Origin of the sequence: Peribacillus sp. RS7, from assembly GCF_041956845.1 — a bacterium.
Taxonomy (GTDB): Bacteria; Bacillota; Bacilli; order Bacillales; family DSM-1321; genus Peribacillus.
The window spans coordinates 3,392,801-3,417,692 of the sequence record NZ_CP168135.1; the positions used below are offsets into that span (position 1 = coordinate 3,392,801).

A 24,892-nucleotide genomic window follows, 5' to 3' on the forward strand; every position below is an offset into this window, starting at 1 on the left:
AAATACAGAGGAATGAGGTTCATGATACCGAGTAGCTGGACGAATAGCGACCCTATCAAGAGTATAAGTAGAATAAAGCCTTTCAATTTGGCCACCTCCAACCTGGCAGCAGGATAAAAGATCATCTGCTTTTTTATTAGATTTTATGTTTCAAAATAAGCAGTATTCTAAGAATATGACAATAATGTGAAATTGCGCACAAGTTCTTGCAATTAATGTGTATAATCTGCTATAGTACAGATATAGAAGTTATCACATCCAAACATATACCCCTTTGTTTGTTCGTCGTGAAATTTCTCCCATCCCCTTTTTCGTATAAATAGATGAAAACCCTGGCAAATTTAGCGATTTGCCGGGATTTTTCATTTGCTGATAAATTAACGGGTTGAATTGATGCCGGTGTAACAAAAGTAGCAAGTTTAGATAATGAAAAATAAAGATATAATCAGGATTGTGATATTTTTCACAATTAAATTCATACCATTTCAATATCATATATCAAATGCACTTATACCGTTAAAGCAAAATGAGGCTCTTATTTTGCTAGATACCAGAAGGGGTTATAATAATTGGAAAATATATATTGTGAACAATTTGTGAAAAGTTGCACATATAGTTGAAACATAAATGGGTAATCTGTTATATTATTTATTGTGAAGTGAATCACAAACAAACTTATACCCCTTTGTTTGATCGTGAAAAAATTTCTCCCATCCCCTTATTTCTTATAAAAAAACCATGCAATCGTTGATTTGCATGGTTTTTCCCTTTTTAAACAACAAAGAAGCAGTCAAATTCATGACTGCTTCTTTGTATATCTCCAAAACGTCCCATATTTAGCCGGAATTTTCTCTGCCAACTGTTTTAAAACAAGTTTCTTCATTTCCAACTCGACGTTATTCTTGTTCATATTATAAACCGTTTCGATTTCCTTTGTGGCCACTAGTTTGAAACAGCTTAAAAACTCTTCGAGGGAGGGTGGTTTGGCAGGGGCGGGAAGGCCATTCAGCATATCTTCTAAAATTTGAACATATACCTCGTAAGAATAGACACCCGAAACTTTTATTCCCTCTTCTTCAATATTTTGATTGAAAAAAACAAGGGAAGGGATTTCAGTCACTTCCATTTCGCTGGTGATTTTCATGTCACATTGAAAACCCTTGGCAGCACTGGAAGAATTGATGTCATAAAGGAATTCCTCCACATCCAATCCAACCGTCTTGGCACACTCGGTCAAGACTTCAATATTGGATATATCCCTTTTTCCTATGAATACATATTCTTGAAGCTGCCTTAAAAAGCGAATGGCCAATTTACGGCCCTGCAATTCCGCTGCTTTTATTGCGATGGAAGCTGTATAAGGAGAAGAGATCGGGTTTTCAGACCAAAGACTTCCGTCACAGGACATTCCCGAGCGGCTGGCTGTCTTTTCCCAAACTTGAGCAAGGTTTTCATAATTTTTATTTTTCCCCATATTAAGAGAATCGATTTTCCCGCTTAAAACATGGCGTAAACTGAATAATTGACCATATTCTATCTGTAATTTCCTAATAATCGGTTCTAAGCCCCAGCATTCGGGACAAAGCGGATCAACAAAAACATAAATTTCAATTGGCTTTTTTCCTATATCATAGCAATGCTGTGTCTTGATCCAATCGGAAATATTGAAAACTGGTTTATGTGCGCTCAACTGTCTTCTCCTTTCCCGTCAGTTCCGGATGTATTGATCATATGCTGTGCCGTTAAATAAAGGCGGTGATAGAAAAATTCCCTAATTTCACCCTCAAGGCCCACTTCGTCCATAGCTTGATACATGCATGAGAGCCATGCTTTCGCACGATCTGGTGTAATTTCAAAAGGTATATGTCGAGCCCGCAACATAGGATGGCCATGCTCTTCCGTATATAAAGAGGGACCACCTAAATATTGAGTCATAAATTGTTTTTGCTTACGGACCGTTTCAGTTAAATCGTCAGGGAAAATCGGCTGCAGATCCGGGTGTTGACTAACGTTGGAGTAAAACACATCAATTAACCTGTGTAATTGCCCTTCTCCAATTAATTCATATGGTGTAGGGTTCCCTTGCATCATGTTGATTACTCCTTTTAAAGAAAAATGGTTGATATTTATTCATATTTTATCAATGACGTCCTGATATAACAAATATATAGCTTGAAGAAAATTTTACATCTGTAGTATGACACAGGGGAATGTACGGGATAGACCGCATTTTAGGTAGCTTTAACATTTTGTCCAGCGGTCTCCGAAATATGTAGACATGAAAAAACTGACCCGCCAATAATATCAGGGTCAGCTTTCATTAGCTTGAAAATGTGCCATACACTTTTTGAACATAATTCCGGGTTTCTCTAAAGGGAGGAATGCCGTTATATTTATCCACGTTTCCTGGTCCTGCATTATAAGCAGCAAGTGCAACCTTGATGTCCCCATCATAACGGGCCATCATTTGACTTAAATATTTACTCCCGCCCATGATACTTTGTTCCGGATCGCTGGGATCATCAACTCCAAGGCTCCTTGCAGTTGCCGGCATTAACTGCATGAGGCCAGTTGCACCAGCATAACTGGTGGCTTCGGGGTTAAAGTTAGATTCTTGTTTAATGACCGACTTTATCAGTTTTTCCGGGAGATTATATAAACTGGCCGCCTGGCTGATGATTTGATCGTAATTTGTGCCGGTTTCGCTGGACTCATTGTTAGTATATGCAGTGGCTATCGGGTTTGATTTCAGGCTGCCGGATTGAAGAAAGGACTTCGTTTCCGTTTCCACATTGGTTAATAAGGAACCCAATGTCTGCGAAGTGCCTTCAAGAGCATCACCCGAAACCAGTTCCGACAGCATGTCCTGGAAAATGGATCGAGATGAATCATTATTTGTGATGTTGCCATTTGTGAATTGCTGGATTGCCTGCAATTCCATAAAAGTTTTGAAATCTTGGACTTTCAAACTCTCCACCTCCGATTATGGTTCAAACAGGATTATTCCTGGAATTTGGCACGATAAAACCTCTTAACTTTATTTTCGGTTTCCCTTTGGGGAATTTGAAGGGTTTCAAGGAGGGTCAGGAAATTTTTTTTTCCCGCTTTTGCATCCGTCACTTCATATTCAAGTTCAAAGTCTTCCTGATTCACATACGAACTATGATCTAAAACAAGTAAACCATCTTTGTAAGGAAATTCAACACGGTCCGTCTTTAGTGTCCCAAAGCAGGTAAAGTCTTTTGGATTAATTCCGCATTCAAGAATAAGATGTTGGATCTCGCCTTCAGGGAAAGTGTTATGATTCAGAAACGCATAAGCGGCCTCTTCAGGGATATCTTGATTCGTTTCCAATAATCCTTCTGTAGCAGGCTGTTTTAAAGTCAGTTCGTATCGACCATTTTTCTCCCGGATCCTTAGTGCAGAGCCCTGATTTTTCAAATGGAATTCTAATGTATCGAAGTAATGATTTTTCTGTGATTTAAAGTTCGATGCAACGATATGAAAATAATCGATCAGTTGACGAAATTCCTTTTCGCTTAAGAGATTCTTAAATTCTATTTCAATATGCTGGTTCATGTTTTCCTTCCTTCCTGGCTGAATCTTAGGTTAATCATATAAGAACAATTCCAGCTGTCAAATTGAATGCAATAATTTTTTTGTATTGTACTTGAATATTTAGGAATCAATTGCAGGATATGATAAAATATAAACGTTGAACTCAAGAAATGGATTACCGTATATAGAGAAATTAATACATACTTTTTGTTTTAGAGTAAGATTGAATAGGATCCAGCGGTGAATTGCAGTAAGGCTTGGTACTGCTGGATATAGGAGAGCGTACTGCCCATACCAGAGTTGAACAGACGCTTTTTAGATAGATATAGGTGGTGTGGCAATGGAGAGTTGGGACGATTTCTTGGCGCCTTATACTCAGGCTGTCGAAGAATTAAAGGTTAAGCTTAAGGGATTAAGGAAACAGTTTGAGAGAGAGAATATTCACTCGCCGATCGAATTTGTAACAGGCAGGGTAAAGCCGATTGTCAGCATTTTGGATAAGGCGAGCCAGAAGGATATTCCCATTGATAAATTGGGAACCGAAATTCAGGATATTGCAGGACTTCGCATGATGTGCCAGTTCGTGGATGATATCGAACAGGTAGTTGAACTTTTACGGGGTCGCAATGACTTCGAGATAGTCGAAGAGAGGAATTATATTTCCCATAAAAAAGCAAGCGGCTACCGTTCTTATCATGTTGTCATCCGCTACCCGGTCCAGACGATCCATGGCGAAAAAAATATACTTGCCGAAATTCAAATCAGGACACTTGCGATGAATTTTTGGGCGACGATTGAACATTCTTTAAATTATAAATATAAAGGCATTTTCCCGGAAGATATTCAACTGCGGTTGAAACGCGCAGCGGAAGCGGCCTTCCTGCTTGATGCAGAGATGTCGCAAATCCGGACGGAAATCCAGGAAGCACAGCGTCTTTTTTCCCGGAAGAAAGATTCTTAAACTGATAAATGGGTGAACAGGAAGAAATCTAAATTGTAAGGTGGGATTATATGAAATTTGCGATTACGTCAAAAGGAGATGCGAAATCGAATACTTTAATGCAAAGGATGCGAACGTATCTTCAGGACTTTCATTTGGAATATGACGAAGATCAGCCGGATATTGTCATTTCTGTCGGTGGTGATGGCACCTTATTATACGCTTTTCACCGTTATAAGAATCGATTGGACAAAACCGCCTTTGTGGGAGTACATACAGGACATCTTGGTTTTTATGCGGATTGGACCCCTGATGAAATTGAAAAATTGGTGATAGCGTTAGCAAAAACCCCATTTCAAATTGTGGAATATCCACTGCTCGAAACAATCGTCCGTTATCAGCATGGTGGACGGGAAACCAGATTTTTGGCTTTGAATGAATCGACAGTCAAAAGTGTTGAAGGTACGCTCGTCATGGATGTTGAAATACGCGGACAGCATTTCGAGACATTCCGTGGAGATGGTTTATGCATTGCGACACCATCCGGAAGCACGGCTTATAATAAGGCGCTTGGTGGTGCCATCGTCCATCCATCAATCGATGCCATCCAGATTACCGAGTTGGCATCCATTAACAACCGGGTATTTAGGACGGTAGGATCGCCTCTTCTGCTGCCGGCTCATCATACGTGCATGTTCAGGCCGGTCAATGCAGTCAATTTTCAAATTACGATTGACCATTTGACCCTGCTTCAGGAAGATGTAAAGTCGATACAGTGCCGAGTGGCAGATGAAAAGATCCGGTTTGCCAGATTCCGCCCTTTTCCTTTCTGGAAAAGAGTGCATGATTCATTTATTGCTAACTAAGGAGATAGACTCACCTCATGTCAAATCAAAACTTTTCTTTGACCTGGTCGGTTTTTGAAGAGGATTCTGGCTCTTTATTGCGAGAGTTTCTCAGCAAATGCGATATTTCAAAACGAGCATTAACGGATATCAAGTTTAAAGGTGGCTATATCCAGTTGAACGGCGTAGAAGTAACCGTAAGGGAACGAATTGAAACTGGCGACACCGTCACCGTCATATTTCCACCGGAGCAGGGAAGTGAAGGCCTTTTGCCAGAACCCATCCCCCTGAATGTCAGGTATGAAGATGAGTTTGTATTGGTGGTGGCCAAGCCTCCTTCCATGAATACCATTCCCTCCCGGGAGCATCCCAACGGCAGTCTGGCCAATGGCTTGGCAGGTTATTATCGGAAGACGGGGATACGGGCAACGATCCATATTGTTACAAGGCTTGACCGCGACACATCGGGTCTGGTTTTAATTGCCAAGCATCGGCATATCCATCATCTTTTAAGTGAACAACAAAAATCAGGTCAGGTAAAGCGGAGATACCAAGCTATAGCTGAAGGAACCGTTGACGGACCTGAAGGAGAGATAGTGGCGTCAATCGGACGAAAGTCGACCAGCATCATTGAACGGGAAGTCAGGGAGGATGGGCGGTATGCCCGTACCCTATTTAAGGTATTGGCACACACAGGGTCCCATACATTCCTTAACTTGGAACTCCAAACAGGACGGACACATCAAATCAGGGTACATATGGCGCATATGGGTCACCCGCTGGCTGGTGATGATTTATATGGAGGGAGCAGGAGCAGTATCCCTCGTCAAGCCCTTCATTGTTTTGAATTGAAATTTTTACATCCTTTCACAAAGAAGATGATGTTGTTTCAAGAAGAGTTACCTGAAGATATGGCCCGATTGCTCGAGGGAAGTAAGGGCAGGGATTCCTGACGTATAACCGGCTCACAGTAAACTGAATTCAGGATTATGAAAAAAATCGATAGATGCCAAAAAAACTCACCAAGATGGCGAGTTTTTTTGGTTAATCAAAGGACGTCCTGAATTTTTCCGCTATATATGGCATGGTCGAAGGCACCTCTTGAAGATCCATTTCGGGATAACGCACAGCCGTTAGTTTTCCACCGAAGACGCAGCCTGTATCAATATTGTATGTATGATTGACTCGTCTAGCTTCAGGGACTGGCGTATGTCCATACACGATCCAGGTTTCCCCTTTATAGGATTGGGCCCAGTCCTTCCTGACAGGAGACCCATCTGGATGTTTGGAGCCGTTGATATCCCCGTAGAGGACAAAGGTTTTTACCTTACTGCTATATTGACCAATATAATCACTGCGAATTCCTGCATGGGCAATGATCAATCGCCCATCATCAATGAGATGATAGAGTGGGGAACGTTCATACAAATCCAGGAATTTTTTTCGGATTTTCTTCTGCTCCCGATTGTTTAGGTTCTCATATTCAGCTACTGTAGTCTCTAAACCATGTGATATTTGAATTTTATTGCCTGAAAAATACCGATACAATTTATTGCAGTGGTTACCTGGGGCATACCTAGCAATATTTTGGTTAATGACTAATTCATGGACAACCTCGATAACTTGAAGGGAATCTGGGCCGCGATCGGTTAAATCCCCTACAAAGCCGAGAATCCTTCCAGAGGGATGTACTGGAAACCCAGTCTCCCACGTATAGCCCATTTTTTCCGTCAGCTGCCTGAATTCGGCGAAACATCCATGAATGTCCCCTATGATATCGATGTTCATTTGACACACCCTTTGTTTGTTTTGTCTATGTTTATGGTATTAGTATAGTATTATTTAAAAAAATAAAATATAAACGAGGAAATGAAAAAATATATTTTAGGAGGTGTATGGTTATGGAGGAGATGAAGGACCAGGAGCGGGAGAGTAGTCAAATGAATAACGAGCTTTTGCTTGAAGCGCTTAAAACGGAAAATCTGGATCAGTTCCGTACGGAGTTCCTTGAAATGCATCCGTATGATCAGGCTCAATTTTACACAAGCTTGTCAGATGAATTCAGATCCGTCGTTTACACATATTTGTCACCGGAAGAAATGGCGGACCTTTTTGAAAATATAGAAATAGATGAAGAGAATTACGAAAGCCTATTGGCTGAAATGAATCCTTCTTACGCAGCCGCTATGCTTTCCCATATGTATGCGGATGATGCGGCAGACGTCCTGAATGAAATCAATGATGAGCAGGCCGTCAGCTATTTGACCATCATGGATGATGAAGCGGCAAGTGAAATCCAGGAGCTTCTGAACTATGAGGAATCTACGGCAGGAAGTATCATGACGACAGAGTTCATTGCTATTGAAGCAAATGAAACGGCTCGATCAGCCATGCAAATCTTAAAAAGGGAAGCTCCGGAAGCGGAAACGATATATTATGTGTTCGTTACCGATCAGGATAAGAAGCTGCTTGGTGTTTTATCGCTCAGGACATTGATCATAGCTGATGAAGATGCTTTAATTGGTGATTTAATGGATGACAGGGTAGTTTCCGTACCTGTATCCGAAGACCAGGAAGAGGTGGCACGAAAAATAAGGGACTATAACTTCCTTGCCGTGCCGGTCGTCGATTTCCAAAACCATTTGTTAGGGATTATTACGGTTGATGATATCATTGATGTCATGGATGAAGAGGCATCCGATGATTATTCTAAATTGGCAGGTATATCTGATCTTGATCATGTTGATAAAAGTCCCTATTCTGCTGCGAAGAAACGGTTGCCTTGGTTGATCATTCTTTTGTTTTTAGGATTATTGACCGCTAGCCTGATTGGGCGTTTTGAAGAGACACTTAGTCAAAAAGCGATCCTGGCTGTATTCATACCATTGATTGGCGGCATGGCTGGCAATACAGGAACACAAGCATTGGCAGTGGCGGTACGGGGAATTGCAACAGGGGAATTGGAGCAGGAAAGCAAGTGGAAGCTGGTCATGCGTGAGGCGGGGACTGGTCTCATCACTGGCCTGACATGTGGAATAGCCAGCATTTTAATCGTTTATATTTGGCAAAACGATCTAATGCTGGGTTTATTGGTCGGCATATCGATTTTCATAACATTAGTAGTTGCCACACTCGCCGGATCGCTTGTACCGCTCCTCATGCATAAAATGAAAATCGACCCAGCTGTAGCCTCCGGACCATTCATTACAACCATCAATGACATTATCAGCATTCTGATTTATTTCGGATTGGCTACATTATTCATGGGTTATTTACTATAAGCTAAAGAAGGCCTTCTTGGAGAAGCTATATTCCAAGGGGTCTTCAGAAAACGGTGTTTTTATCAGAGGAAATTTGATATACTGTCATTAGTAGCAGGTACTAATAACTTGTATTAAAAATAGGAGGTCACATACGATGACTTTTTCATTAGAGGGAAAAACGTTTGTCATAATGGGTGTAGCGAATAAAAGAAGTATTGCATGGGGAGTTGCCCGTTCCTTACATAAAGCAGGCGCAAAGCTGATTTTCACTTACGGAAAAGACCGTACAGAAAAAAGCGTTAGGGAACTATCTTCTACATTGGAAGGGAAGCCTTCCACTATTTTACAATGTGATGTAACGAAAGACGAAAGCATTGAAAAATGTTTTGCGGCGATCAAGGAAGAAACAGGTATCATTCATGGCGTGGCACACAGTATCGCATTTGCTAATAAGGAAGAGCTGGACGGTGAGTTCGTCAACACGAGCCGTGAAGGGTTTTTGCTAGCCCATAATATCAGTTCATTCTCTTTAACGGCTGTCGCTAAAGCGGCGAAAGAAATCATGCCGGAAGGTGGAAGCATTGTCACAATGACGTATCTTGGCGGTGAACGGGTCATGCCAAATTATAATGTAATGGGAGTGGCTAAGGCCTCACTTGAAGCCAATGTCCGTTACCTGTCAAGTGATCTTGGCAAAGATAACATTCGGGTGAATGCCATTTCAGCCGGACCAATCCGTACCTTGTCCGCTAAAGGTGTTCGTGACTTCAATACAATTTTAAAGAAGATTGAGGAAGAAGCACCGCTCCGTCGTACAACGACTCCTGAAGAAGTAGGGGATACGGCAGTATTTTTATTAAGTGACATGTCCCGTGGAATTACCGGGGAAAATATCCATGTGGATTCTGGTTACCATATAATTGGATGACACTAAAAGAAGGGGGGCCGATATCGGTCCCCTTTTTATTGATTTTCCACTCTGAGGGTATCTTGAATTGCTACATCCTCAATTGATATCTTTTCACCTTTTTCTCCTTCAAATGTTTTAATTTTCTTAACTAATCCCCAACATACCCAAGATTGGTTGATGTCTTTTTTTTAGGGAGTGGCACCATCTCCAGCATAATGAAGGGTGAATTTCATATAAATGATACATAGAGCTGATATTCATTGTTTGGGAGAATCGGCATAAACCAGCTTTCAACCCTATTCGTGAAAAAGAAGGAGGGGCATCATGGACATGAAGAAAGTTGATTTGCCTTGTGTTGTTGGAAAACAAACGATACACAAAACGTTGAAGAGACATATTAATTTGAATGAAAAAATTATCAGCACTTCATATACTGCCGAGGAATTGGTGGAGCTATTGTCCCGACTTCCAGCCTTTGCACCTAAGCCTGTTTGTAAGTTCATCATCAATGACCGTACACTGTTCGGGAAATTGGAACAAAAGAAAGAATCCAGTTTGTTCATAAGGCATAAATTCGGGAAAAAAGTTGTCCAATATCATATGGAACAGCTGCAGTCTGTGGATATTCTGAAATATTAAGGGGGATTTTCATGTCAGAGAATAATGTCGATAAGGAATCCAAACCACTTTTATATGTCGATCAGGCAAAAATATCTGATCAGCGAGGGAATATGCAAAGTGATTTCCGAACGAAAAAAGATACACCTCAAGACAGCGTTGAGCCGGAACTTCAGGAAGCCGAGCAAAAAGAAGAGAAAATCGAAAAAGTCAAACGCGAATTTGGTGTTTATGATGTCATGAAGGAAATTGAAACAGAGATTACGGGTATAAGGAAAATTACCGAACAATATGTCCCTGAGGAGCAAACTCCGGTTGGAAAATTGGAACAGCCTGAACAAGCAGAACAGGAATTCGAAAAGCCAGTTAAGAGAAAAAGGAAAAAGGTTGAAAAAAAAGAATCTACTCGCGACATCATTTCCCGACTCTCCAATCAACAAGGTTTTCCAAAGCCATTATGTGAGGCTGTCATTAACGGAGAAACGCTTCAGTTTCATGTGTTGGGAATGAAGGGGGAATCAGTGAAGATTAAAAGAGGGAACCATATTCGTTTCGTGGGTCTGCCGGATATTATCGATGCTAAAATAATTGAAGAATCCAAATGAAGGGAGCCATATTGAATGTTTCCCCCACCAAATGAGTTCACCTTATTTCTAATATTAGGCTTGGCATCTTTCAGGCTGACACGCTTGATCGTGTTCGATAAAATCATGGAGCCGCTGCGCCGCCCCTTTTTTAAAGAGATAGAGGAAAAGAATGAAGAAGGGGATGTGGAAATATTTTTAATGCCGAAAGAAAAGGGCCTGGTTGGCTGGCTTGGTCAATTGCTAAGCTGTTTTTGGTGCGTGGGTGTCTGGATCAGCCTTTTTCTGGTTTTTCTTTATATCCAACATTGGTTTATAGGAGACGTCCTGATATTAATCCTTGCCGTAGCAGCAATAGGAGCGATCATCGAGGTCATAATCAGCAAAATTATGGACATTTGATTGGAAACAACTTGTCTCTTCATTCATATAGTATGGTATAGATCTTAAAGGAGGAGTCATAAATTGAATCAGAAACCGAATCCATGGGCTTATGCCAAACCGATGAAAAAAGATCAGCCGGTCAAAATCAAGAAAGACTGTGGCTGTAATAATAACAATAACAATAAAAATAAAGGATATTGAGTAAAAAAACCTTTCCATTTTGGAAAGGTTTTTTTATTTCCTAATCCTACCATTCATAAAAATACCGTTAAACAAGAAAATAACAATAGAACGATAAATTAGGATGTGATTCTATGTTCAGACAAGGAAGATATTTTAAGGGCAGCTGGCTGGTTTTTATAGTTGTTTTGTTTGTTCTTACTGCCTGCAGCAATCAGAATGATGGAAAAACGGAGCATTTAGCAATGATTAAACGTACGAATCCTGAACCGATGGATATCATTAATGGAATGGATGAGAAAGATGAAAAGGGACTGATCTCAAAGGTCAAGGAAACAGTTGCTAATGAAGACACCATCTATGACGTGATCATCGTGAAAAACGGAAAAAAGATTATCGTCGCTTATAAAGTGAAGCACTTACAACGTTTTCATATGAAGAAGATTGAAAAGACAGTGACTGAAAATTTGGAAGAAAAGTTTCCCAAGAATGATTTTATCGTTTCGAGTGATTATAAAATCTTTTTGGAATCTTTAAGATTGAACGAATTACTCAAGAAAAAAGATGTTCCAGAGAAAAAGGCAAGGGAGAAGTTCAAGGAAATTGAAGGACTTCAAAAAGAATTGATTTAGAAAGAGAGGATCAGCACTATGAGCGGCAAGGAGAAAATCACCCCCCAGCAGGATGCATATAAGGAGCTCCAAGGGAAGCATGAAATTAAAAGACCAATAGTGAAGAATTGTTTGAAAGCCTTTTTAGTAGGCGGGATTTTCTGCATAGTGGGTCAAGCCATTTCTTATTTCTATATTTATTTTTTCAACTTTACAGAACAGACAGCCGGAGGTCCGACAACTGCTACCATGGTGTTTCTGTCCCTTTTGATGACCGGCTTCGGGTTTTACGACCGCATTGGCCAGTTTGGTGGGGCTGGGAGTGCCGTCCCTGTTACGGGATTCGGTAACGCAGTCATTTCGGCTGCTATCGAACATCGGACAGAAGGTTTTGTACTTGGTGTTGGATCCAATATGTTTAAATTGGCCGGTTCGGTCATTTTATTTGGAGTATTTTCAGCCTTTGTCGTGGCGTTGATAAAAACGATTTATCAAATGATTGGGGGCTAAGGGGTGTTAAAAGGAAAACAAACATGGATGTTCGCCAATAAACCGGTCATTTTGGAAACAGGGGTAACAGGCGGTCCATTTGAGGCAAATGGAGAAATCGCGGGAGATTTCGATATTCTATATGACGATTTGTGGATGGAGCAGGATTCATATGAGAAGGCTCATCGCCATTTGATGGAGAAAGCGGTTGAGCTTGCATTGGAGAAAGGTAAGATCGACAAGGGGCAGGTACAATTTTTCTTGGCGGGTGATTTAATCAATCAGGTGACACCGACAAGTTTTGCAGCCAGAACCAACGGCATTCCATACTTCGGCTTGTTTGGAGCCTGTTCCACGTCAATGGAAGGGCTAGCTTTAGCTGCCTTCATCACCAATTATGGCGGGGCTAACTATGTGTTGACAGGCGCCTCGAGCCATAATGCAGCTGTTGAAAAGCAATTTCGCTATCCAACTGAATATGGAGGGCAAAAACCACCTACAGCTCAATGGACGATAACAGGAGCAGGAGTGGCGCTGGTTGCTCCTAATGGAAGTAAGCAAGGGGAATTTCCCCATATAGTTTCGGCCACTATCGGAAAGGTCATTGACATGGGATTGAAAGATCCTTTCAATATGGGGGGAGCGATGGCCCCGGCCGCCGTCGATACGATTCTTGCCCATTTCAAAGATACTGGTTTGAGCCCGGACGATTATGATTTCATCATTACTGGTGATTTAGGACAAATAGGCAGGGAGACAGCCATGGACTTATTAAAGCAAAAGGGCTGCAATATCAATCAGGAAAAATTCAAGGATTGCGGTTTGATGATTTTTAAAAAGGATCAGCCTGTTTTGGCTGGCGGGAGTGGTGCGGGATGTTCAGCAGTGGTTTTATATGGCCATATACTAAATGAAATGATTCAGGGTAAATATAAAAAAATCCTGCTTGTTGCAACAGGAGCATTATTGTCACCGCTATCCGTCCAGCAAAAAGATTCGATTCCGTGCATTGCCCATGCGGTAGCCATTGAGTATGGGATGAATTCATGAAAAAGGAGAGATTTGGATGTTACCAATGTTTTTTTGGGCCTTTGTCATCGGTGGCTTGATCTGTGTAGTCGGCCAGCTTCTTTTCGATGTTGCTAAGCTGACACCAGCACATACGTTAAGTTTGTTCGTTGTAATAGGAGCTGTTCTTGGCGGGTTTGATTTATATGAACCGCTAGTTGACTTTGCCGGTGCAGGAGCAACCATACCAATCGTTTCCTTTGGGAACTCGCTAGTGAACGGGGCAATGATGGAATCGGAAAAACATGGTCTCGTTGGCGTACTGACAGGAATGTTTGAAATTACGAGTTCCGGTATCTCTGCAGCGATCATCTTTGGATTTATCGGAGCTTTAGTATTCAGACCAAAAGGATAAAATAAGCGGAAATTAGGCTGCCTGGACTAGGACATGGCCTATACATATTTGTCCAGACCTACATATGTTATCAGTAAGCTTTAGCGAGAGCGAGGTGATTTAGTATGTTTGGTTATGGTGGCTACGGTTGTTGTGACGGCAGCGGTTATGGATACGGCAGCGGTTATGGATACGGCGGCGGTTATGGCGGAGGCGGTTCTACTTTCGCGATAATCGTTGTATTGTTTATCCTATTAATCATTGTAGGGGCTTCTTTCTGCTAAGGTAAAAGGAATAGGCAGAAGAAGCCTATTCCTTTTATTTTTATTTGCATGGGCCTAGCACCAATTTTCTGATATTGCCATAGGATAGGTACAGAAAAGGGAGGGGCTTAGGTATGGATAATAACTTTTTTAAAAACATAGAAGGTAAAACGGGCGTAAATATGAAAGATGTATTAGAATTGGCAAACTCTCTACAAGGAGCCAATTTTAAAGATGAAACAACTGTTAGAAACGTCATTAAGCGCGTTTCAAAAATAGCGAATAAACCGGTCAATAAAGAAACGGAAGATAAAATCGTCCATTCCATCGTAGCTGAAGGGAATAAACTGGATTTCGGAACCATTTCCAATATGATAAATAAAAAGTGACAAAGAGGCCTGCTATCGTGCAGGCCTTTTCTCAGTTTATCCATCCTTTCCAAGGAGGGATAAACTCATGGTCAAAGCTTCAAGAAACGTGATGGATGGGCGGTCCGTCCGCGTCTAGTTTGCAGGATGGAAAGGTAAAGGTCCTTTTTAGCCCTGGTTGCCGCTACATAGAGCAAGCGCCTTTCCTCTTCAAGAGGAGCCAGTTCCCCTTTTCGGTATGATTCAAGTGCGAAATCATGAGGAATGCTGCCATCGACTGCAGCAAGAACATAAACGGTTTGATATTCAAGCCCTTTTGAACGGTGTATGGTGGTAAGTTGAATCGCATCCTTAAAATGTTTCGATAGCTGTTTTATCTCTTGGACCATCGCAGTCATATGATCGACATGATCAAGGAAAGCGGCGACGGTAGGAAAACGATTTGCTGCCACCTTTAGGTCGCGGATGTCATCGGAACCCTTTTCCAGGTTCGCATCATTTCCGCGTTTTTTTACATATTCCTGATATCCTAAATCTTTCTCGATGATTTCTAACGCAACGAGTGGTGACATATTTTTTAAAGAGCGGATCTGCCCTGGTATCGTTTTTAATTTTCGTTCTTGAAAAGCATGTCCTGTCTTAACAAAAGCAAATGCATCGATAAAATCACAATCCTGCAGAATTGTCTGTGCTTTTAACTCCTGTAATATACTTTGCTTCAAGAATAAGGAGGAAAGGACATCCGATGCTGCCTTGCTATCATGGGGATACAAACTCAAGCGCATAAAGGCAAGCATGCCGCGAATGACCCTACGCTGATAAAACGAATCCGCATCTTTTTCAATGACAAATGGCAGGTTGGAAGCTGCGAGCCGTTCAAAAATGGCCCTGGACATCGTGTGTGTCCTGTACAAAACTGCAAATTCCCCAGGGTTTGCTCCCTTGGATATTTTTTCTTGGATATCGGATACGATCATCGTTGCTTCCAATTCCTCATCATAAGGATAAAATAATACAGGGGGATTTCCAGAATCATGCTGTGCCCGCATCTTTTTTTCCATCCGGTTCTGGTTACGCTTGATCAAGCGGTTCGCTGTAGCGACAATTTCATGGGAAGAGCGGTAATTCTCAGTCAGCTTTATAACCTGGGATCGAGGGAAATCATGATTGAAATTCAGAATATACTTCGGATCGCTTCCCCGGAATGAATAAATGGATTGATCATCATCTCCAACCGCACATACATTTTTTGATTCAGCAGAGAGTAGTTTTATCAATTCATATTGAACTTTATTGATATCCTGAAACTCATCAACCAAAAAATAGTTAAACCTTTGCTGATATTTCTTTAAAGAATCCGGGTGATTTTTTAAAAATACATAACAGCCCACAAGCATATCATCAAAATCATACTTCCCTGTTTGCTGTTTATATTCTTCATATCTTTTATATAAAAATAAACAGGATTTCTCCCACTCGTCCTTCGGCTGAATATCTTCTGGAAAGGCCAATGAGTTTTTCCAAAGCCCAATTTGTTGAAGGGCTTGATCATATGCAAATTCCTTATCATCAAGTTCCATTTCCCTGCCAGCCTGTTTCAATATCTTTTCTTTTTCCCATTCCCACTTCAAAAGGAAATCCCGCTGCCATTTGGATGGTTCGTGAAAAATCAGGATTTTATAAAAGATGCTATGAAAAGTCCCGCTAACTATTTGCGAAACAAGGGAAGGAGTCATATAGGGATAGCCGAGCAGACGCTGTTGCATTTCCTTTGCAGACTTCGCCGTAAAGGTCACAAGCATGATACTTTTTGGATCAATCTTTTTCACTGTGAGCATATAGGCAGTACGTACCGTTAATACTCGGGTTTTCCCACTGCCGGCTCCTGATAGGACCAGAATTGGTCCATCGATCGTGATTACCGCTTTGAGTTGCTCTGCATCGAGAACAACCCCGGATGAGGATAATTCCTGAAAATATGGTTCCTCTGATTGTGCCAGTGCAGAAGGTTTAGCTGAATATTTCGGATTGCCAGCTATGGGCCGGCTTTTAAGGAAAGGTTCCGTAATGGTTTTTGTTTCCGTAATGGTTCGTGATGTAGGAATCCTAAATCCATTCTGTTCCATATATTCTAATGGCTTGTCCTCATTCATTGGTTCTGAGTTTGGCATTTCACAGGGTGCCTGCGATGGGTCACTATGATAAAAATAGGGTGTCTCATGAATTCCAATAAACAATTTCACTGGTTTATGACAAATGATACAAGAAAGCTGATCACGTTTTCCTTTTTCAAAGAGTGTCTGCAGCTCACCAGCTGAAACGGTATGTAAATGTACAATTTCATTGCCAGATTTTGCTTGATTCATATAAATGGATACCTCTAATCTATAAAAATATCGGCAATACTCATCATACCAGAAGATTAGGAAAAAAGAATGCGGAAATTGTGTTTAAATATCGTCCCGGACGGGTATTAAAATGACAACTTAACGATTTAAATAACGGAGGGATTACTATGGGATACATAGCACCTGTCACACAATTTGATTACATTCAATATGCCAACTGGACGCTCGAAGCTGCAGAGAAAGTAAGAATTGTTAAAGGAACGACACCCATTCAACCTATCCGTTTTGATCAGGTGTCGGAAGAGGAAAGGGGAAGCTTTGAAGGATTCGATCAAGTTCAATATCATAATCGGGAAAGGACATATGGAGCAGGCACGTATAAAAATCAAATGAGAATTAGTGAAGAACTAACGGCTGAAATGTCTGGAAAAGGTGGGTACTTCAACAAAATTGTGTAGTTTTGCATTGAAAAACAAAAGAGGACACGCGAAGTGTCCTTTTTGTGTTGATTTCTTAGAGAATGTCAATTTCCACGATTAGAGCTAACAATAGTTGTAGTAATAGTTGGATGTTAAGAGCGATTTGTGCATCAGTTGTTGTAATGTCGATATCACGGCTGTTTTCAACAATTGTTTTTTGGCGCGTGATTTGTTTAACATTAGAAGATTGGATTAATTGTTGAGTGATCTTTTCAGCATTATCAGCATCTGCAATGGAAATGCTTACGATGACCGCAATTGCTGCTTGTAGAGCTGCTTGTAGAGAAAGAGCCGCTTTAACATCTGTTGAAGTGATATTTACATTACAAGAATCTTTAATGTAAATAAGTTCTTCAGAAAGCTGAACTTGATTATTATCCTGTCTTGCATCTTGGTCAATCCGTGTGTCATCGTCGTTACAGAATCCTGACAGGGGATGTCTGGAAGCTGAATCTAGAGCTGACCATGATCTTTCAGAGTCTTCATGCGTGTTACAGTTGCTTCGATATACATTTTGGTTCATGTTGTTTTTTCCTCCTTAGGTTTTATTCCCTATTAAAATATGCTTTGATGGATAATCGGGTTGGACGAATAAACCAGTTAATTCGTCTATTTTTTAATACATAGGGAAAGTATTAGTTTGCGGGGGTTGAATAATAAAGAAGCTGGAACTTTAGGAATTAAATGTAAGTTCTGCTATGTCTTGGTATATTTATTTCTCGCCAGCAAGTAAGGTTTGATTAGGTGATATGGTGAGTCATTTATCTTTGGAATCCGTGAATTTGTTGTGAATGGTATTTGTAACTGGATTAACATCATGTTCCGTGATGTTCTTTTCTTGGTTTATGATTTTCTGTGATTGCTCTTGTAAATAGCGAACGGTTTCTTTTAAGTTGTTTTTCTCTTTTTCAGTTAGATCGACATTCCCCTTTTTGAAACCATGTTTTCTCATAGTCCTTGAAACCAGCAATTCCATTAGTCTTTTTTGAGACTCCTCCAGGTTAAATTCATTGTTACCCATAAAATTTTCCCTCCTTCTTGCTTTCTATATATAGACTATGTATTTTTGCGGAGATTGCCATTGAACGGATATGTTTTTTTTTATAAAACGATAATTTAAGATCATGAACGAACAAAAAAAAGCTGTCCAATCAGAAGACTGAAAGGACAGCGTTTTTATATCATAAAATGGTTTTCTTCATCGTTTTATGTGGAATGCCAGCATCCAGAAATTCGTCGGAAACGATCTCATATCCTAATTTCGAATAAAAAGGAATCGCATGTACCTGGGCATCAAGCTTCAATTGAGGTACTTCCTGCTGGATTGCGTATTCTTCGATAGCGTTCATGATCATGGCACCGGCACCATTCTTTCGGCCCGATGACAATACACAAATGCGCTGGACTTTACCAATGTTGTCGATGACCCTGAAGCGGCCGGCACCGATTGGCTGTTCCTGCTCATCATATAAAACGAAATGTGTAGACTCTTCTTCATATTCATCGATCTCTTCTTCAAGAGGGACATTTTGCTCTTGGACGAATACTTTCTTTCTAATCAAATAAGCATTTTCAAGCTCTTGGCTGTTCTCTGCAATTTTTACAAACACGAAATCATTCAGCTCCTAATCTAAATGTTTCATAAACGGTCCATGCCCCATCTTCAAGCTGATACAGCAAGTGAACGCGTTTCACCTCTTCTTCATGGCTAACGTCAAGCATGCTCAATTGGCCTAAAACATCAGAATGCTCATTATCGGATAAATCTTGAGCGATGGTAATATGCGGGACAAATGCATGTTCATTTTCACTTTTCATAAATTCCTCATTGTTAAGTGCATCATGCAGCTCTTGAAGCCCTTCGGATAAATCAACTTTGAAATAAATAGTATTGCTTACGGGTTGGAAAGACTTCGCTTTCGTTACGTTCATCGTAAAAGGCTTGCACTTTTTAGCAATGTCTTTTAATTGTTCAGCAATGGTCGAAATTTCCATATCCGTCGCTTCGAACGTTGGTTTAAGCGTTAGATGCGGTGGAATGAAAGCATATTTCGTATCATACCGTTTTCGATAGGAGTTAGCTAAATCTTGAAGTTTTTTTGATGGGAAAATTGCAACACCATATTTCATAAATAAAACCTCCTGATATTTTTTAATTGTTGTATTATAGTTGGAAGTGTTTTTCTTGAAACCATCTTAAAGGGATGATTTCGAGTAAGTTAGAACATTTCCAATAGTGCTCTTTTTAAATCTGCCTGCCAATATTTCCAGGTATGATTACCTTCAAATTCTTCATAGAAGCATGGAAATCCTTTTTGGTTTAGTAACTTATGCAATTCCCTGTTGGGTTCTATGAAGTTTGCCTTGTTGCCATCCGTGGTCGGAACATCCGTTTCCCCAGTCCCGATCACATGGTAAAGTTCGAGGAGATGCGGATCCTCAAAATTACGTACAGCATCCATTACGGCTTCATTGGCAAGTGGCGACTGCATGATGCATTTCCCGAATGTATGGGGGTATTGCAGGGCGGCCAATAAAGAAACTGTACCACCAAGAGAGTCACCGATCAAAGTTCGACCATGTCCCATTTGATAGGTTGGAAATTCATCATCTAAAAACGGGACAAGTTCATGGGCAAGAAAACGTATGTATGCAATGTGCTGTTCCCCGTCCGGATGATATTTGCGCCTGCGGTCAAAGCGGTCTTTATAGGGAATTCCGACAATGATGATATTCTCGATCTCATCGTTTCCTAACAGTTCATCGGCTACGCGACCAATTCGGCCCATTTGAAAATAATCACGGCCATCCTGAGCAATCACAAGCGAATATTTATACAATGGCGAAAAATTAGCAGGCAAGTAAACAAGTAGTTCCAATTCTTCTGCTAAAGCTTCGCTTTTAAACATGTACTCTTTAATTGTGCCTTTGCGTAAACTCATTCTCCCGCACCTCGATGATAATTAATAATGAAAAACAACTTACTTGATTATTTTAGCATAGCCTTGCGACTTTTTCTCGTGACAAGAAGTTAGAATAGAAAATTTTCATTATATTTTCTAAAAATTTAAATTATAAGGTGTTATAATACAAGGATATAGAAAAATAATACAATAAAAGAGGTGGCGAATAAAATGGCAGATGTACAGGTACACAGCAGGGAAGTAACAAAGGCGGCTAAACGATCATTAATAGAACGTGGTGTCAGTGTGGAAGCAATTGCAAAAATCGTTTATGAATTGCAGTTCCCGTATAAAGCTGATCTTAAGCTTGAGGAATGCATCCACAGCGTTGAGCGTGTCCTGTTGAAAAGGGAAATTCAACATGCCATTTTAGTCGGTGTGGAGCTGGATAAACTAGCAGAGCAAAAAAAGCTATCAGAACCCCTGCAATCGATTGTTGAATCTGATGAAGGTTTATTCGGAGTGGATGAAACGATTGCCTTTGGTGCAGTGCTCGGTTACGGAAGCATTGCTGTAACGACCTTTGGCCATTTGGACAAAAATAAAATAGGCGTCATTCACGAACTTGATAAGAAACAAGAAGGAATCGTGCATACCTTCCTGGATGATATCGTTGCAAGTATTGCCGCGAGTGCCGCCTCAAGGTTAGCTCATCGTCTGAGAGATGAAGAAGAATCATTAACTGAACAGGAAAAGGACATTCAGGAAGAAGAAGAGTTAATTGGTTGAATCTTAATAAACAATTTTCATCCAGACCTATCAAACCTGGCCTTAATGAGGCGGGCAGAAAGGATATTGGCCATTTTAAATGTCCGTTTTGTCTGCCTTAGAAAACAGAATGCGTGAATATGGCCTGGATAAACTTCAAGCACCTGGATTTTCCGCTGCGTAATCTTTCCTTGTTCGGAGAGATAGATTATTTCCAATGGAGCGTTTTCTTCCATATGTTTGCGAAGTATATATTTCATTCCTTGTCACTCCTTTGCTGACTTGTTTGCTTGCTATATTATATGCGAACATACGTTTTTTATGCAAGGGAAAAGGGAACGTCGGTTCTGGTTTTTAAGTGAGGTAAAAAAAAAAAGATAAAATTAAAACTTTTTTAATATAACTCGTTGACTTTTTAACAAAAAAACTTATAATAAATTATGTACTTAAGTAATTTACCAGCCAGTCTTACATACGACTTGTTAGCTCAGTGGGAGAGCACTTCCTTGACAGGGAAGGGGTCGTGGGTTCGAATCCCTCACAGGTCATCCGAACGGCGGAAGCATTGTTAAACAATGTTTTTGCCGTTTTTTATTTTAAATCACGACTGTATTATGATGGGGTCAAGTTAAACACCATGGAATGCCAACAAACCACTTCACGCTAAAATATGTGAGGTGTTTTTTTATGCTTTTAAAATTTGGAATTCAAGTGTTTCATGAAGATCGTCAATTTAAAAATCTTACCGAAAGTATTTAATGCTAGTCACAGGTCATCAACAGCCAAAGGCTTAAATCCATGATATAACAGGGATTTTGGCCCATTTTCTGTTTTCGTTTCCATGCATTTTTCTTTGTGTTCATGCTTTGCACAAAGTTGCTCAGAAACTGCATATGACGGTGAATCGTTCGTTGCATGACGTTAGCCTCTTTGATACACTATGCAGAAGTACATTTCACTTTGATTGCTAGGATTAAAATCGAAAGACATTAATAAGATGTATGAACTTTACATAAATCATGGTCCTTGTAAGCTGTGGGGTGCTCCAATCGAGACCTGAAAAGGGGAGCGGATTATCCTGTTACTACAGTTGCTTTAGACTTTTGAAAGAAGTAACGAAGTTCAGTTTAACCTGATATATAGGGGAATAAAGGGACAAAATACAATACAATATAATATTGTTTATAAGAAAAAATCATATGTTCCCTCATACAGCAGGAGTTGTATGGGGGCTTGTATTTTATCAAGAATTTTCTGTTTAGATGACTATACAGTAATAAAATAAGGAGGAAGAAATGAACAATTATAAATTGACGATTCAATATGATGGCGGGCGCTATAAGGGCTGGCAACGACTCGGTAATAGTGATGATACCATTCAAGGGAAAATAGAAAATGTATTAACGGAAATGGTAGGGGAAAAAATTGAAATCATCGGATGCAGCAGAACAGATGCAGGTGTACATGCTCTTGCTCAAATTGCCAATTTTAAGATCGGAGAAAATCTGACTGAATCTGAAATCATGAACTATTTGAATAGATATTTACCCCAAGATATCAGCGTTGTGGATGTTACATTAGTTCCTGATCGTTTTCATGCCCGTTATAATGCTAAGGATAAAACCTATCTGTATAAGATCTGGAACGAGCAATATACAAATCCTTTCATGCGAAAGTACAGTATGCATGTTGAGGAAAAGCTGAATATCACAAAAATGAAAAGAGCATGTCAATATTTTATAGGTGAACATGATTTTACTTCTTTTTCTAATGCAAAGTCTAAGAAAAAATCCATGGTGCGTGAAATATATTCTATTGATATAGAAGAAAATGCCGGCTTCATCCAAATTACAGTGCGAGGTGATGGATTTCTTTATAATATGGTCAGAAAAATTGTCGGAACGTTGATAGAAGTTGGGTTGGGTGAAATAGATGCTGAAAATATACCAAGTATTTTAGAGTCAAAAGAAAGAATCCAGACGGGTCGTATGGCGGAGGCAGCTGGGTTGTACTTGGTAAAGGTTGATTTTTAGACCAAATATTGATGTATCGCCTAATGCATTGTTTAAATCATCACCAATATCCCATAGGGTCTCAAAACACTTTGGACTAGTTGCAAGAAATAGGGAAGAATGGTAAAGGGGAAATAACGAAAGAAGGGGAGATTTCCATGAGGTTAGAAGGAAAGAAAATTATCAGTCTTGTGCACCACGATTTTGAAGATTTAGAGCTCTGGTATCCGATCTTACGATTGAAAGAAGAGGGAGCGATTGTTCACCTCGCTGGAGAAAAGGCGAATGAAACGTACATTGGAAAATATGGTGTACCAGCCGTATCTGATTATGAGTATGGCAGTATTAAAGCTGAAGAATATGATGCCATTCTTGTACCAGGCGGTTGGGCACCTGACAAAATTCGTCGGTTTCCTGAAGTGATATCACTTATCCAAAGCATGGAAGAAAATAAAAAACCCATCGGGCAAATTTGTCACGCTGGTTGGGTGTTGATTTCTGCCAAAATTTTATATGGGAAGAATGTAACGAGTACACCTGGCATTAAAGATGATATGGAAAATGCGGGGGCAACTTGGATAGATAAGCCCGTCGTAGTAGATGGAAACCTTGTATCAAGCAGACGCCCGCCTGATCTACCGGATTATTTAAGGGAATTGATTAACGTGATTGAAAAGCGTTAAAACATAATAGCGTGAAAAAGTGGTTTTTCCTTCTGGAAAAACCACTTTTAATTATTCCTATTTCCAATTACCAAATGCGAAATATGAAAATAAAAAGGAGTATCTTCACTCATTTAATGCAGTAACCAGTTTGATTTCTATGAAGGGGTCCCTATTCGAATTCCTCAGGGGTCATCCGAACGGCAAAAGCATTGCTGTTCTTCCCGTTTTTTATTTTGTCATTTTAGAAATCTTTACCTTCTGAATGCAAAGCACAAAGACTGCACAGAAACTCCATGTGAGGGTCAATTTGTCAGAGTCTTTAGGTTTAATGATGTTATTTGAAACAAAGGATTATTATCTTAATTGTTCCTTAATCAGATCAATATACAAATTTCCTTTTGTCCCTATGACGGCATATGAGATGTCAAAAACAGAAAGGTTTCTTTTTTTTAGTTCAGCCATTAACCATTCGTCATCGTAGTTGTGTTTCGATAAGTTTTCGTATAAGATCTTCCCATCATAAACCAGCTCTAACGGTACAGAACCTGCTGAGGCCAGTTGAGGTAAATCCTGCTTGGTGGTATTTTGGTATTGTTTTTTTTTAATACAGAGAGGGAGCCATTTATCTCTAGAATTGCGCACTCCACTTCTTCTATGTTGAAGATATCTTTTCCCCGCAATGCCTGTTTAAGAGAATCCAGTGAGTACCCCATTCGCTCCATTGACTCTTCGAGAATTTGTCCTTTTTGAATTAAGGTAGCAGGTTCTCCAGCAATCCATTTCCCGAAGCGCGGATTTCGAACCGCTAGTAGATTCAGTATAAAAACGACGGTACCCATTATGATAATTGCAATGATAAAATACAGGAATTTAATTTTAATATTAAAGGCTAGATTTCCTGCAATTGTCCCCATCGTAATTGAAGCGATATAAAGGTGATAGGTCCTCTGGGCAATCGTCTGTTTACCGAGCAGCTGTACAAATACCCATAATAAAATAAACGCGGTAAAGGTTCGAAAGATGATTTCAACAGATTCTGACATGACTATTTCTCCCTTACAAAAATCCCGACAGTTCGTTTGTGATAGCATGTTCATACAGCAAGCCCTTTATTCTGTAATTAGTAAGAAGAAAGATACCGTCTTTGGATGGGAAACCCATTTGACATAAATAGATAGATTTATTCAATGGGTGTGATAGATGAAGAAGAATTAATCATAATTATGAATCGTACTTCCTTTTAAACCAAGCCTTCAAGATAAGTTAAATCTCCGGAAGCAGGTAGCTTGTTACTTGCTTCTT

Annotated in this window: 30 protein-coding genes, 1 tRNA gene and 1 pseudogene; 19 read left to right on the top strand and 13 right to left on the bottom strand. The window is 40.1% G+C overall.

Annotated elements, in window-relative coordinates; genetic code table 11:
- Positions 1-796: 796 nt before the first annotated feature.
- The 4 genes from ACDZ29_RS17045 to ACDZ29_RS17060 all read right to left on the bottom strand — a co-directional run bounded on the left by ACDZ29_RS17045 (position 797) and on the right by ACDZ29_RS17060 (position 3,579).
- Positions 797-1,690, bottom strand: coding sequence for a ClpXP adapter SpxH family protein (locus ACDZ29_RS17045; RefSeq protein WP_370014242.1), 894 nt, complete (start codon positions 1,688-1,690; stop codon positions 797-799).
- Positions 1,687-2,091, bottom strand: coding sequence for a globin (locus ACDZ29_RS17050; RefSeq protein WP_289317456.1), 405 nt, complete (start codon positions 2,089-2,091; stop codon positions 1,687-1,689). Before ACDZ29_RS17050 ends, ACDZ29_RS17045 begins: the two co-directional genes overlap by 4 nt.
- A 229-nt stretch (positions 2,092-2,320) precedes the next feature.
- Complete coding sequence (locus ACDZ29_RS17055; protein ID WP_375088226.1) at positions 2,321-2,977, bottom strand: lytic transglycosylase domain-containing protein; 657 nt, start codon at positions 2,975-2,977, stop codon at positions 2,321-2,323.
- A gap of 23 nt (positions 2,978-3,000) precedes the next feature.
- Positions 3,001-3,579, bottom strand: coding sequence for a CYTH domain-containing protein (locus tag ACDZ29_RS17060; protein ID WP_375088227.1), 579 nt, complete (start codon positions 3,577-3,579; stop codon positions 3,001-3,003).
- Positions 3,580-3,898: 319 nt separating this feature from the next.
- On the opposite strand from ACDZ29_RS17060, the gene ACDZ29_RS17065 reads away from it, so the two are divergent.
- From ACDZ29_RS17065 to ACDZ29_RS17075, 3 genes are read left to right on the top strand one after another with little or no spacing between them, the layout of a single operon-like run.
- The gene (locus ACDZ29_RS17065) at positions 3,899-4,519 is read left to right on the top strand and encodes a GTP pyrophosphokinase family protein (RefSeq protein WP_289317453.1); all 621 of its coding nucleotides are present in this window, start codon (positions 3,899-3,901) and stop codon (positions 4,517-4,519) included.
- Between the two features lie 50 nt (positions 4,520-4,569).
- Complete coding sequence (locus ACDZ29_RS17070) at positions 4,570-5,364, top strand: NAD kinase (RefSeq protein WP_289317452.1); 795 nt, start codon at positions 4,570-4,572, stop codon at positions 5,362-5,364.
- A gap of 17 nt (positions 5,365-5,381) precedes the next feature.
- Positions 5,382-6,296: an RluA family pseudouridine synthase gene (locus ACDZ29_RS17075; RefSeq protein WP_375088228.1), complete on the top strand. Its 915-nt coding sequence runs from the start codon at positions 5,382-5,384 to the stop codon at positions 6,294-6,296.
- A gap of 91 nt (positions 6,297-6,387) precedes the next feature.
- Here ACDZ29_RS17075 and prpE read toward each other — a convergent pair whose 3' ends face one another.
- Positions 6,388-7,131 (bottom strand): bis(5'-nucleosyl)-tetraphosphatase PrpE, encoded by a 744-nt coding sequence (gene prpE, locus ACDZ29_RS17080; protein WP_375088229.1) that lies wholly within the window; start codon positions 7,129-7,131, stop codon positions 6,388-6,390.
- A gap of 122 nt (positions 7,132-7,253) precedes the next feature.
- On the opposite strand from prpE, the gene mgtE reads away from it, so the two are divergent.
- The 11 genes from mgtE (at position 7,254) to ACDZ29_RS17135 (ending at position 14,436) form a co-directional block, all read left to right on the top strand.
- Positions 7,254-8,624, top strand: a complete 1,371-nt coding sequence (mgtE, locus tag ACDZ29_RS17085) for a magnesium transporter (RefSeq protein ID WP_375091158.1) — start codon at positions 7,254-7,256, stop codon at positions 8,622-8,624.
- Positions 8,625-8,760: 136 nt separating this feature from the next.
- On the top strand, positions 8,761-9,534 hold the full coding sequence (gene fabI / locus ACDZ29_RS17090) for an enoyl-ACP reductase FabI (RefSeq protein WP_375088230.1): 774 nt from the start codon (positions 8,761-8,763) through the stop codon (positions 9,532-9,534).
- Between the two features lie 306 nt (positions 9,535-9,840).
- Positions 9,841-10,155 (top strand): hypothetical protein, encoded by a 315-nt coding sequence (locus tag ACDZ29_RS17095; RefSeq protein ID WP_375088231.1) that lies wholly within the window; start codon positions 9,841-9,843, stop codon positions 10,153-10,155.
- A gap of 11 nt (positions 10,156-10,166) precedes the next feature.
- Entirely contained in the window at positions 10,167-10,739 is a 573-nt protein-coding gene (locus ACDZ29_RS17100) for a hypothetical protein (protein ID WP_375088232.1), read from the top strand.
- 15 nt (positions 10,740-10,754) lie between these two features.
- The gene (locus ACDZ29_RS17105; RefSeq protein WP_289324133.1) at positions 10,755-11,120 is read left to right on the top strand and encodes a DUF1360 domain-containing protein; all 366 of its coding nucleotides are present in this window, start codon (positions 10,755-10,757) and stop codon (positions 11,118-11,120) included.
- A gap of 296 nt (positions 11,121-11,416) precedes the next feature.
- Positions 11,417-11,914 carry a sporulation protein gene (locus ACDZ29_RS17110; RefSeq protein WP_375088233.1) on the top strand — a complete coding sequence of 166 codons (498 nt, stop codon included), beginning with the start codon at positions 11,417-11,419 and terminating at the stop codon, positions 11,912-11,914.
- 18 nt (positions 11,915-11,932) lie between these two features.
- Positions 11,933-12,403 (top strand): stage V sporulation protein AC, encoded by a 471-nt coding sequence (gene spoVAC, locus ACDZ29_RS17115; protein ID WP_375088234.1) that lies wholly within the window; start codon positions 11,933-11,935, stop codon positions 12,401-12,403.
- 3 nt (positions 12,404-12,406) lie between these two features.
- Complete coding sequence (gene spoVAD, locus ACDZ29_RS17120) at positions 12,407-13,432, top strand: stage V sporulation protein AD (RefSeq protein WP_289317443.1); 1,026 nt, start codon at positions 12,407-12,409, stop codon at positions 13,430-13,432.
- A 16-nt stretch (positions 13,433-13,448) separates the two neighbouring features.
- The gene (gene spoVAE, locus ACDZ29_RS17125) at positions 13,449-13,805 is read left to right on the top strand and encodes a stage V sporulation protein AE (protein WP_289324136.1); all 357 of its coding nucleotides are present in this window, start codon (positions 13,449-13,451) and stop codon (positions 13,803-13,805) included.
- A gap of 104 nt (positions 13,806-13,909) precedes the next feature.
- Positions 13,910-14,068 carry a YjcZ family sporulation protein gene (locus ACDZ29_RS17130; protein ID WP_375088235.1) on the top strand — a complete coding sequence of 53 codons (159 nt, stop codon included), beginning with the start codon at positions 13,910-13,912 and terminating at the stop codon, positions 14,066-14,068.
- Positions 14,069-14,181: 113 nt separating this feature from the next.
- Positions 14,182-14,436 carry a stage VI sporulation protein F gene (locus ACDZ29_RS17135; protein ID WP_034314458.1) on the top strand — a complete coding sequence of 85 codons (255 nt, stop codon included), beginning with the start codon at positions 14,182-14,184 and terminating at the stop codon, positions 14,434-14,436.
- A 71-nt stretch (positions 14,437-14,507) separates the two neighbouring features.
- On the opposite strand, the gene ACDZ29_RS17140 is transcribed toward ACDZ29_RS17135, so the two are convergent.
- A complete protein-coding gene (locus tag ACDZ29_RS17140) occupies positions 14,508-16,781 on the bottom strand; it encodes an ATP-dependent helicase (protein ID WP_289324138.1) in 2,274 nt (757 codons plus the stop codon).
- Between the two features lie 149 nt (positions 16,782-16,930).
- Here ACDZ29_RS17140 and ACDZ29_RS17145 point away from each other — a divergent pair, with 149 nt between their 5' ends.
- The gene (locus tag ACDZ29_RS17145) at positions 16,931-17,221 is read left to right on the top strand and encodes a hypothetical protein (RefSeq protein ID WP_375088236.1); all 291 of its coding nucleotides are present in this window, start codon (positions 16,931-16,933) and stop codon (positions 17,219-17,221) included.
- A gap of 55 nt (positions 17,222-17,276) precedes the next feature.
- Here ACDZ29_RS17145 and ACDZ29_RS17150 read toward each other — a convergent pair whose 3' ends face one another.
- The 5 genes from ACDZ29_RS17150 to ACDZ29_RS17170 all read right to left on the bottom strand — a co-directional run bounded on the left by ACDZ29_RS17150 (position 17,277) and on the right by ACDZ29_RS17170 (position 20,184).
- Positions 17,277-17,765, bottom strand: a complete 489-nt coding sequence (locus ACDZ29_RS17150) for a spore coat protein (RefSeq protein ID WP_289324140.1) — start codon at positions 17,763-17,765, stop codon at positions 17,277-17,279.
- 234 nt (positions 17,766-17,999) lie between these two features.
- On the bottom strand, positions 18,000-18,263 hold the full coding sequence (locus ACDZ29_RS17155) for a hypothetical protein (protein ID WP_370014250.1): 264 nt from the start codon (positions 18,261-18,263) through the stop codon (positions 18,000-18,002).
- Between the two features lie 160 nt (positions 18,264-18,423).
- Positions 18,424-18,852, bottom strand: a complete 429-nt coding sequence (locus ACDZ29_RS17160; RefSeq protein ID WP_289324142.1) for a GNAT family N-acetyltransferase — start codon at positions 18,850-18,852, stop codon at positions 18,424-18,426.
- Positions 18,853-18,856: 4 nt separating this feature from the next.
- Positions 18,857-19,372, bottom strand: coding sequence for a YjcG family protein (locus ACDZ29_RS17165; protein ID WP_289324143.1), 516 nt, complete (start codon positions 19,370-19,372; stop codon positions 18,857-18,859).
- An 89-nt stretch (positions 19,373-19,461) separates the two neighbouring features.
- A complete protein-coding gene (locus ACDZ29_RS17170; protein WP_289317432.1) occupies positions 19,462-20,184 on the bottom strand; it encodes an esterase family protein in 723 nt (240 codons plus the stop codon).
- Between the two features lie 192 nt (positions 20,185-20,376).
- On the opposite strand from ACDZ29_RS17170, the gene ACDZ29_RS17175 reads away from it, so the two are divergent.
- The gene (locus ACDZ29_RS17175) at positions 20,377-20,934 is read left to right on the top strand and encodes a phosphatidylglycerophosphatase A (protein ID WP_289324144.1); all 558 of its coding nucleotides are present in this window, start codon (positions 20,377-20,379) and stop codon (positions 20,932-20,934) included.
- 17 nt (positions 20,935-20,951) lie between these two features.
- Here ACDZ29_RS17175 and ACDZ29_RS17180 read toward each other — a convergent pair whose 3' ends face one another.
- Entirely contained in the window at positions 20,952-21,173 is a 222-nt protein-coding gene (locus tag ACDZ29_RS17180; protein WP_289317430.1) for a hypothetical protein, read from the bottom strand.
- Positions 21,174-21,389: 216 nt separating this feature from the next.
- On the opposite strand from ACDZ29_RS17180, the gene ACDZ29_RS17185 reads away from it, so the two are divergent.
- The 3 genes from ACDZ29_RS17185 to ACDZ29_RS17195 all read left to right on the top strand — a co-directional run bounded on the left by ACDZ29_RS17185 (position 21,390) and on the right by ACDZ29_RS17195 (position 23,608).
- A tRNA-Val gene (locus tag ACDZ29_RS17185) sits at positions 21,390-21,461 on the top strand.
- 747 nt (positions 21,462-22,208) lie between these two features.
- Positions 22,209-22,946, top strand: coding sequence for a tRNA pseudouridine(38-40) synthase TruA (gene truA / locus ACDZ29_RS17190; protein ID WP_375088237.1), 738 nt, complete (start codon positions 22,209-22,211; stop codon positions 22,944-22,946).
- 137 nt (positions 22,947-23,083) lie between these two features.
- Positions 23,084-23,608 carry a type 1 glutamine amidotransferase domain-containing protein gene (locus ACDZ29_RS17195; protein WP_289324147.1) on the top strand — a complete coding sequence of 175 codons (525 nt, stop codon included), beginning with the start codon at positions 23,084-23,086 and terminating at the stop codon, positions 23,606-23,608.
- 336 nt (positions 23,609-23,944) lie between these two features.
- Here ACDZ29_RS17195 and ACDZ29_RS17200 read toward each other — a convergent pair.
- Positions 23,945-24,687 (bottom strand): annotated as a pseudogene (locus ACDZ29_RS17200) (DUF421 domain-containing protein).
- Between the last annotated feature and the right edge of the window lie 205 nt (positions 24,688-24,892).

Excerpts from the sequence above, each read along its gene's own strand:
- ACDZ29_RS17050 (WP_289317456.1), bottom strand. The coding sequence starts at position 2,091 with ATGATGCAAGGGAACCCTACACCATATGAATTAATTGGAGAAGGGCAA.
- ACDZ29_RS17060 (WP_375088227.1), bottom strand. The coding sequence starts at position 3,579 with ATGAACCAGCATATTGAAATAGAATTTAAGAATCTCTTAAGCGAAAAG.
- ACDZ29_RS17065 (WP_289317453.1), top strand. The coding sequence starts at position 3,899 with ATGGAGAGTTGGGACGATTTCTTGGCGCCTTATACTCAGGCTGTCGAA.
- ACDZ29_RS17070 (WP_289317452.1), top strand. The coding sequence starts at position 4,570 with ATGAAATTTGCGATTACGTCAAAAGGAGATGCGAAATCGAATACTTTA.
- ACDZ29_RS17075 (WP_375088228.1), top strand. The coding sequence starts at position 5,382 with ATGTCAAATCAAAACTTTTCTTTGACCTGGTCGGTTTTTGAAGAGGAT.
- prpE (WP_375088229.1), bottom strand. The coding sequence starts at position 7,131 with ATGAACATCGATATCATAGGGGACATTCATGGATGTTTCGCCGAATTC.
- mgtE (WP_375091158.1), top strand. The coding sequence starts at position 7,254 with ATGAAGGACCAGGAGCGGGAGAGTAGTCAAATGAATAACGAGCTTTTG.
- fabI (WP_375088230.1), top strand. The coding sequence starts at position 8,761 with ATGACTTTTTCATTAGAGGGAAAAACGTTTGTCATAATGGGTGTAGCG.
- ACDZ29_RS17095 (WP_375088231.1), top strand. The coding sequence starts at position 9,841 with ATGGACATGAAGAAAGTTGATTTGCCTTGTGTTGTTGGAAAACAAACG.
- ACDZ29_RS17100 (WP_375088232.1), top strand. The coding sequence starts at position 10,167 with ATGTCAGAGAATAATGTCGATAAGGAATCCAAACCACTTTTATATGTC.
- ACDZ29_RS17105 (WP_289324133.1), top strand. The coding sequence starts at position 10,755 with ATGTTTCCCCCACCAAATGAGTTCACCTTATTTCTAATATTAGGCTTG.
- ACDZ29_RS17110 (WP_375088233.1), top strand. The coding sequence starts at position 11,417 with ATGTTCAGACAAGGAAGATATTTTAAGGGCAGCTGGCTGGTTTTTATA.
- spoVAC (WP_375088234.1), top strand. The coding sequence starts at position 11,933 with ATGAGCGGCAAGGAGAAAATCACCCCCCAGCAGGATGCATATAAGGAG.
- spoVAE (WP_289324136.1), top strand. The coding sequence starts at position 13,449 with ATGTTACCAATGTTTTTTTGGGCCTTTGTCATCGGTGGCTTGATCTGT.
- ACDZ29_RS17130 (WP_375088235.1), top strand. The coding sequence starts at position 13,910 with ATGTTTGGTTATGGTGGCTACGGTTGTTGTGACGGCAGCGGTTATGGA.
- ACDZ29_RS17135 (WP_034314458.1), top strand. The coding sequence starts at position 14,182 with ATGGATAATAACTTTTTTAAAAACATAGAAGGTAAAACGGGCGTAAAT.
- ACDZ29_RS17140 (WP_289324138.1), bottom strand. The coding sequence starts at position 16,781 with ATGAATCAAGCAAAATCTGGCAATGAAATTGTACATTTACATACCGTT.
- ACDZ29_RS17145 (WP_375088236.1), top strand. The coding sequence starts at position 16,931 with ATGGGATACATAGCACCTGTCACACAATTTGATTACATTCAATATGCC.
- ACDZ29_RS17150 (WP_289324140.1), bottom strand. The coding sequence starts at position 17,765 with ATGAACCAAAATGTATATCGAAGCAACTGTAACACGCATGAAGACTCT.
- ACDZ29_RS17155 (WP_370014250.1), bottom strand. The coding sequence starts at position 18,263 with ATGGGTAACAATGAATTTAACCTGGAGGAGTCTCAAAAAAGACTAATG.
- ACDZ29_RS17165 (WP_289324143.1), bottom strand. The coding sequence starts at position 19,372 with ATGAAATATGGTGTTGCAATTTTCCCATCAAAAAAACTTCAAGATTTA.
- ACDZ29_RS17170 (WP_289317432.1), bottom strand. The coding sequence starts at position 20,184 with ATGAGTTTACGCAAAGGCACAATTAAAGAGTACATGTTTAAAAGCGAA.
- ACDZ29_RS17175 (WP_289324144.1), top strand. The coding sequence starts at position 20,377 with ATGGCAGATGTACAGGTACACAGCAGGGAAGTAACAAAGGCGGCTAAA.
- ACDZ29_RS17180 (WP_289317430.1), bottom strand. The coding sequence starts at position 21,173 with ATGAAATATATACTTCGCAAACATATGGAAGAAAACGCTCCATTGGAA.
- truA (WP_375088237.1), top strand. The coding sequence starts at position 22,209 with ATGAACAATTATAAATTGACGATTCAATATGATGGCGGGCGCTATAAG.
- ACDZ29_RS17195 (WP_289324147.1), top strand. The coding sequence starts at position 23,084 with ATGAGGTTAGAAGGAAAGAAAATTATCAGTCTTGTGCACCACGATTTT.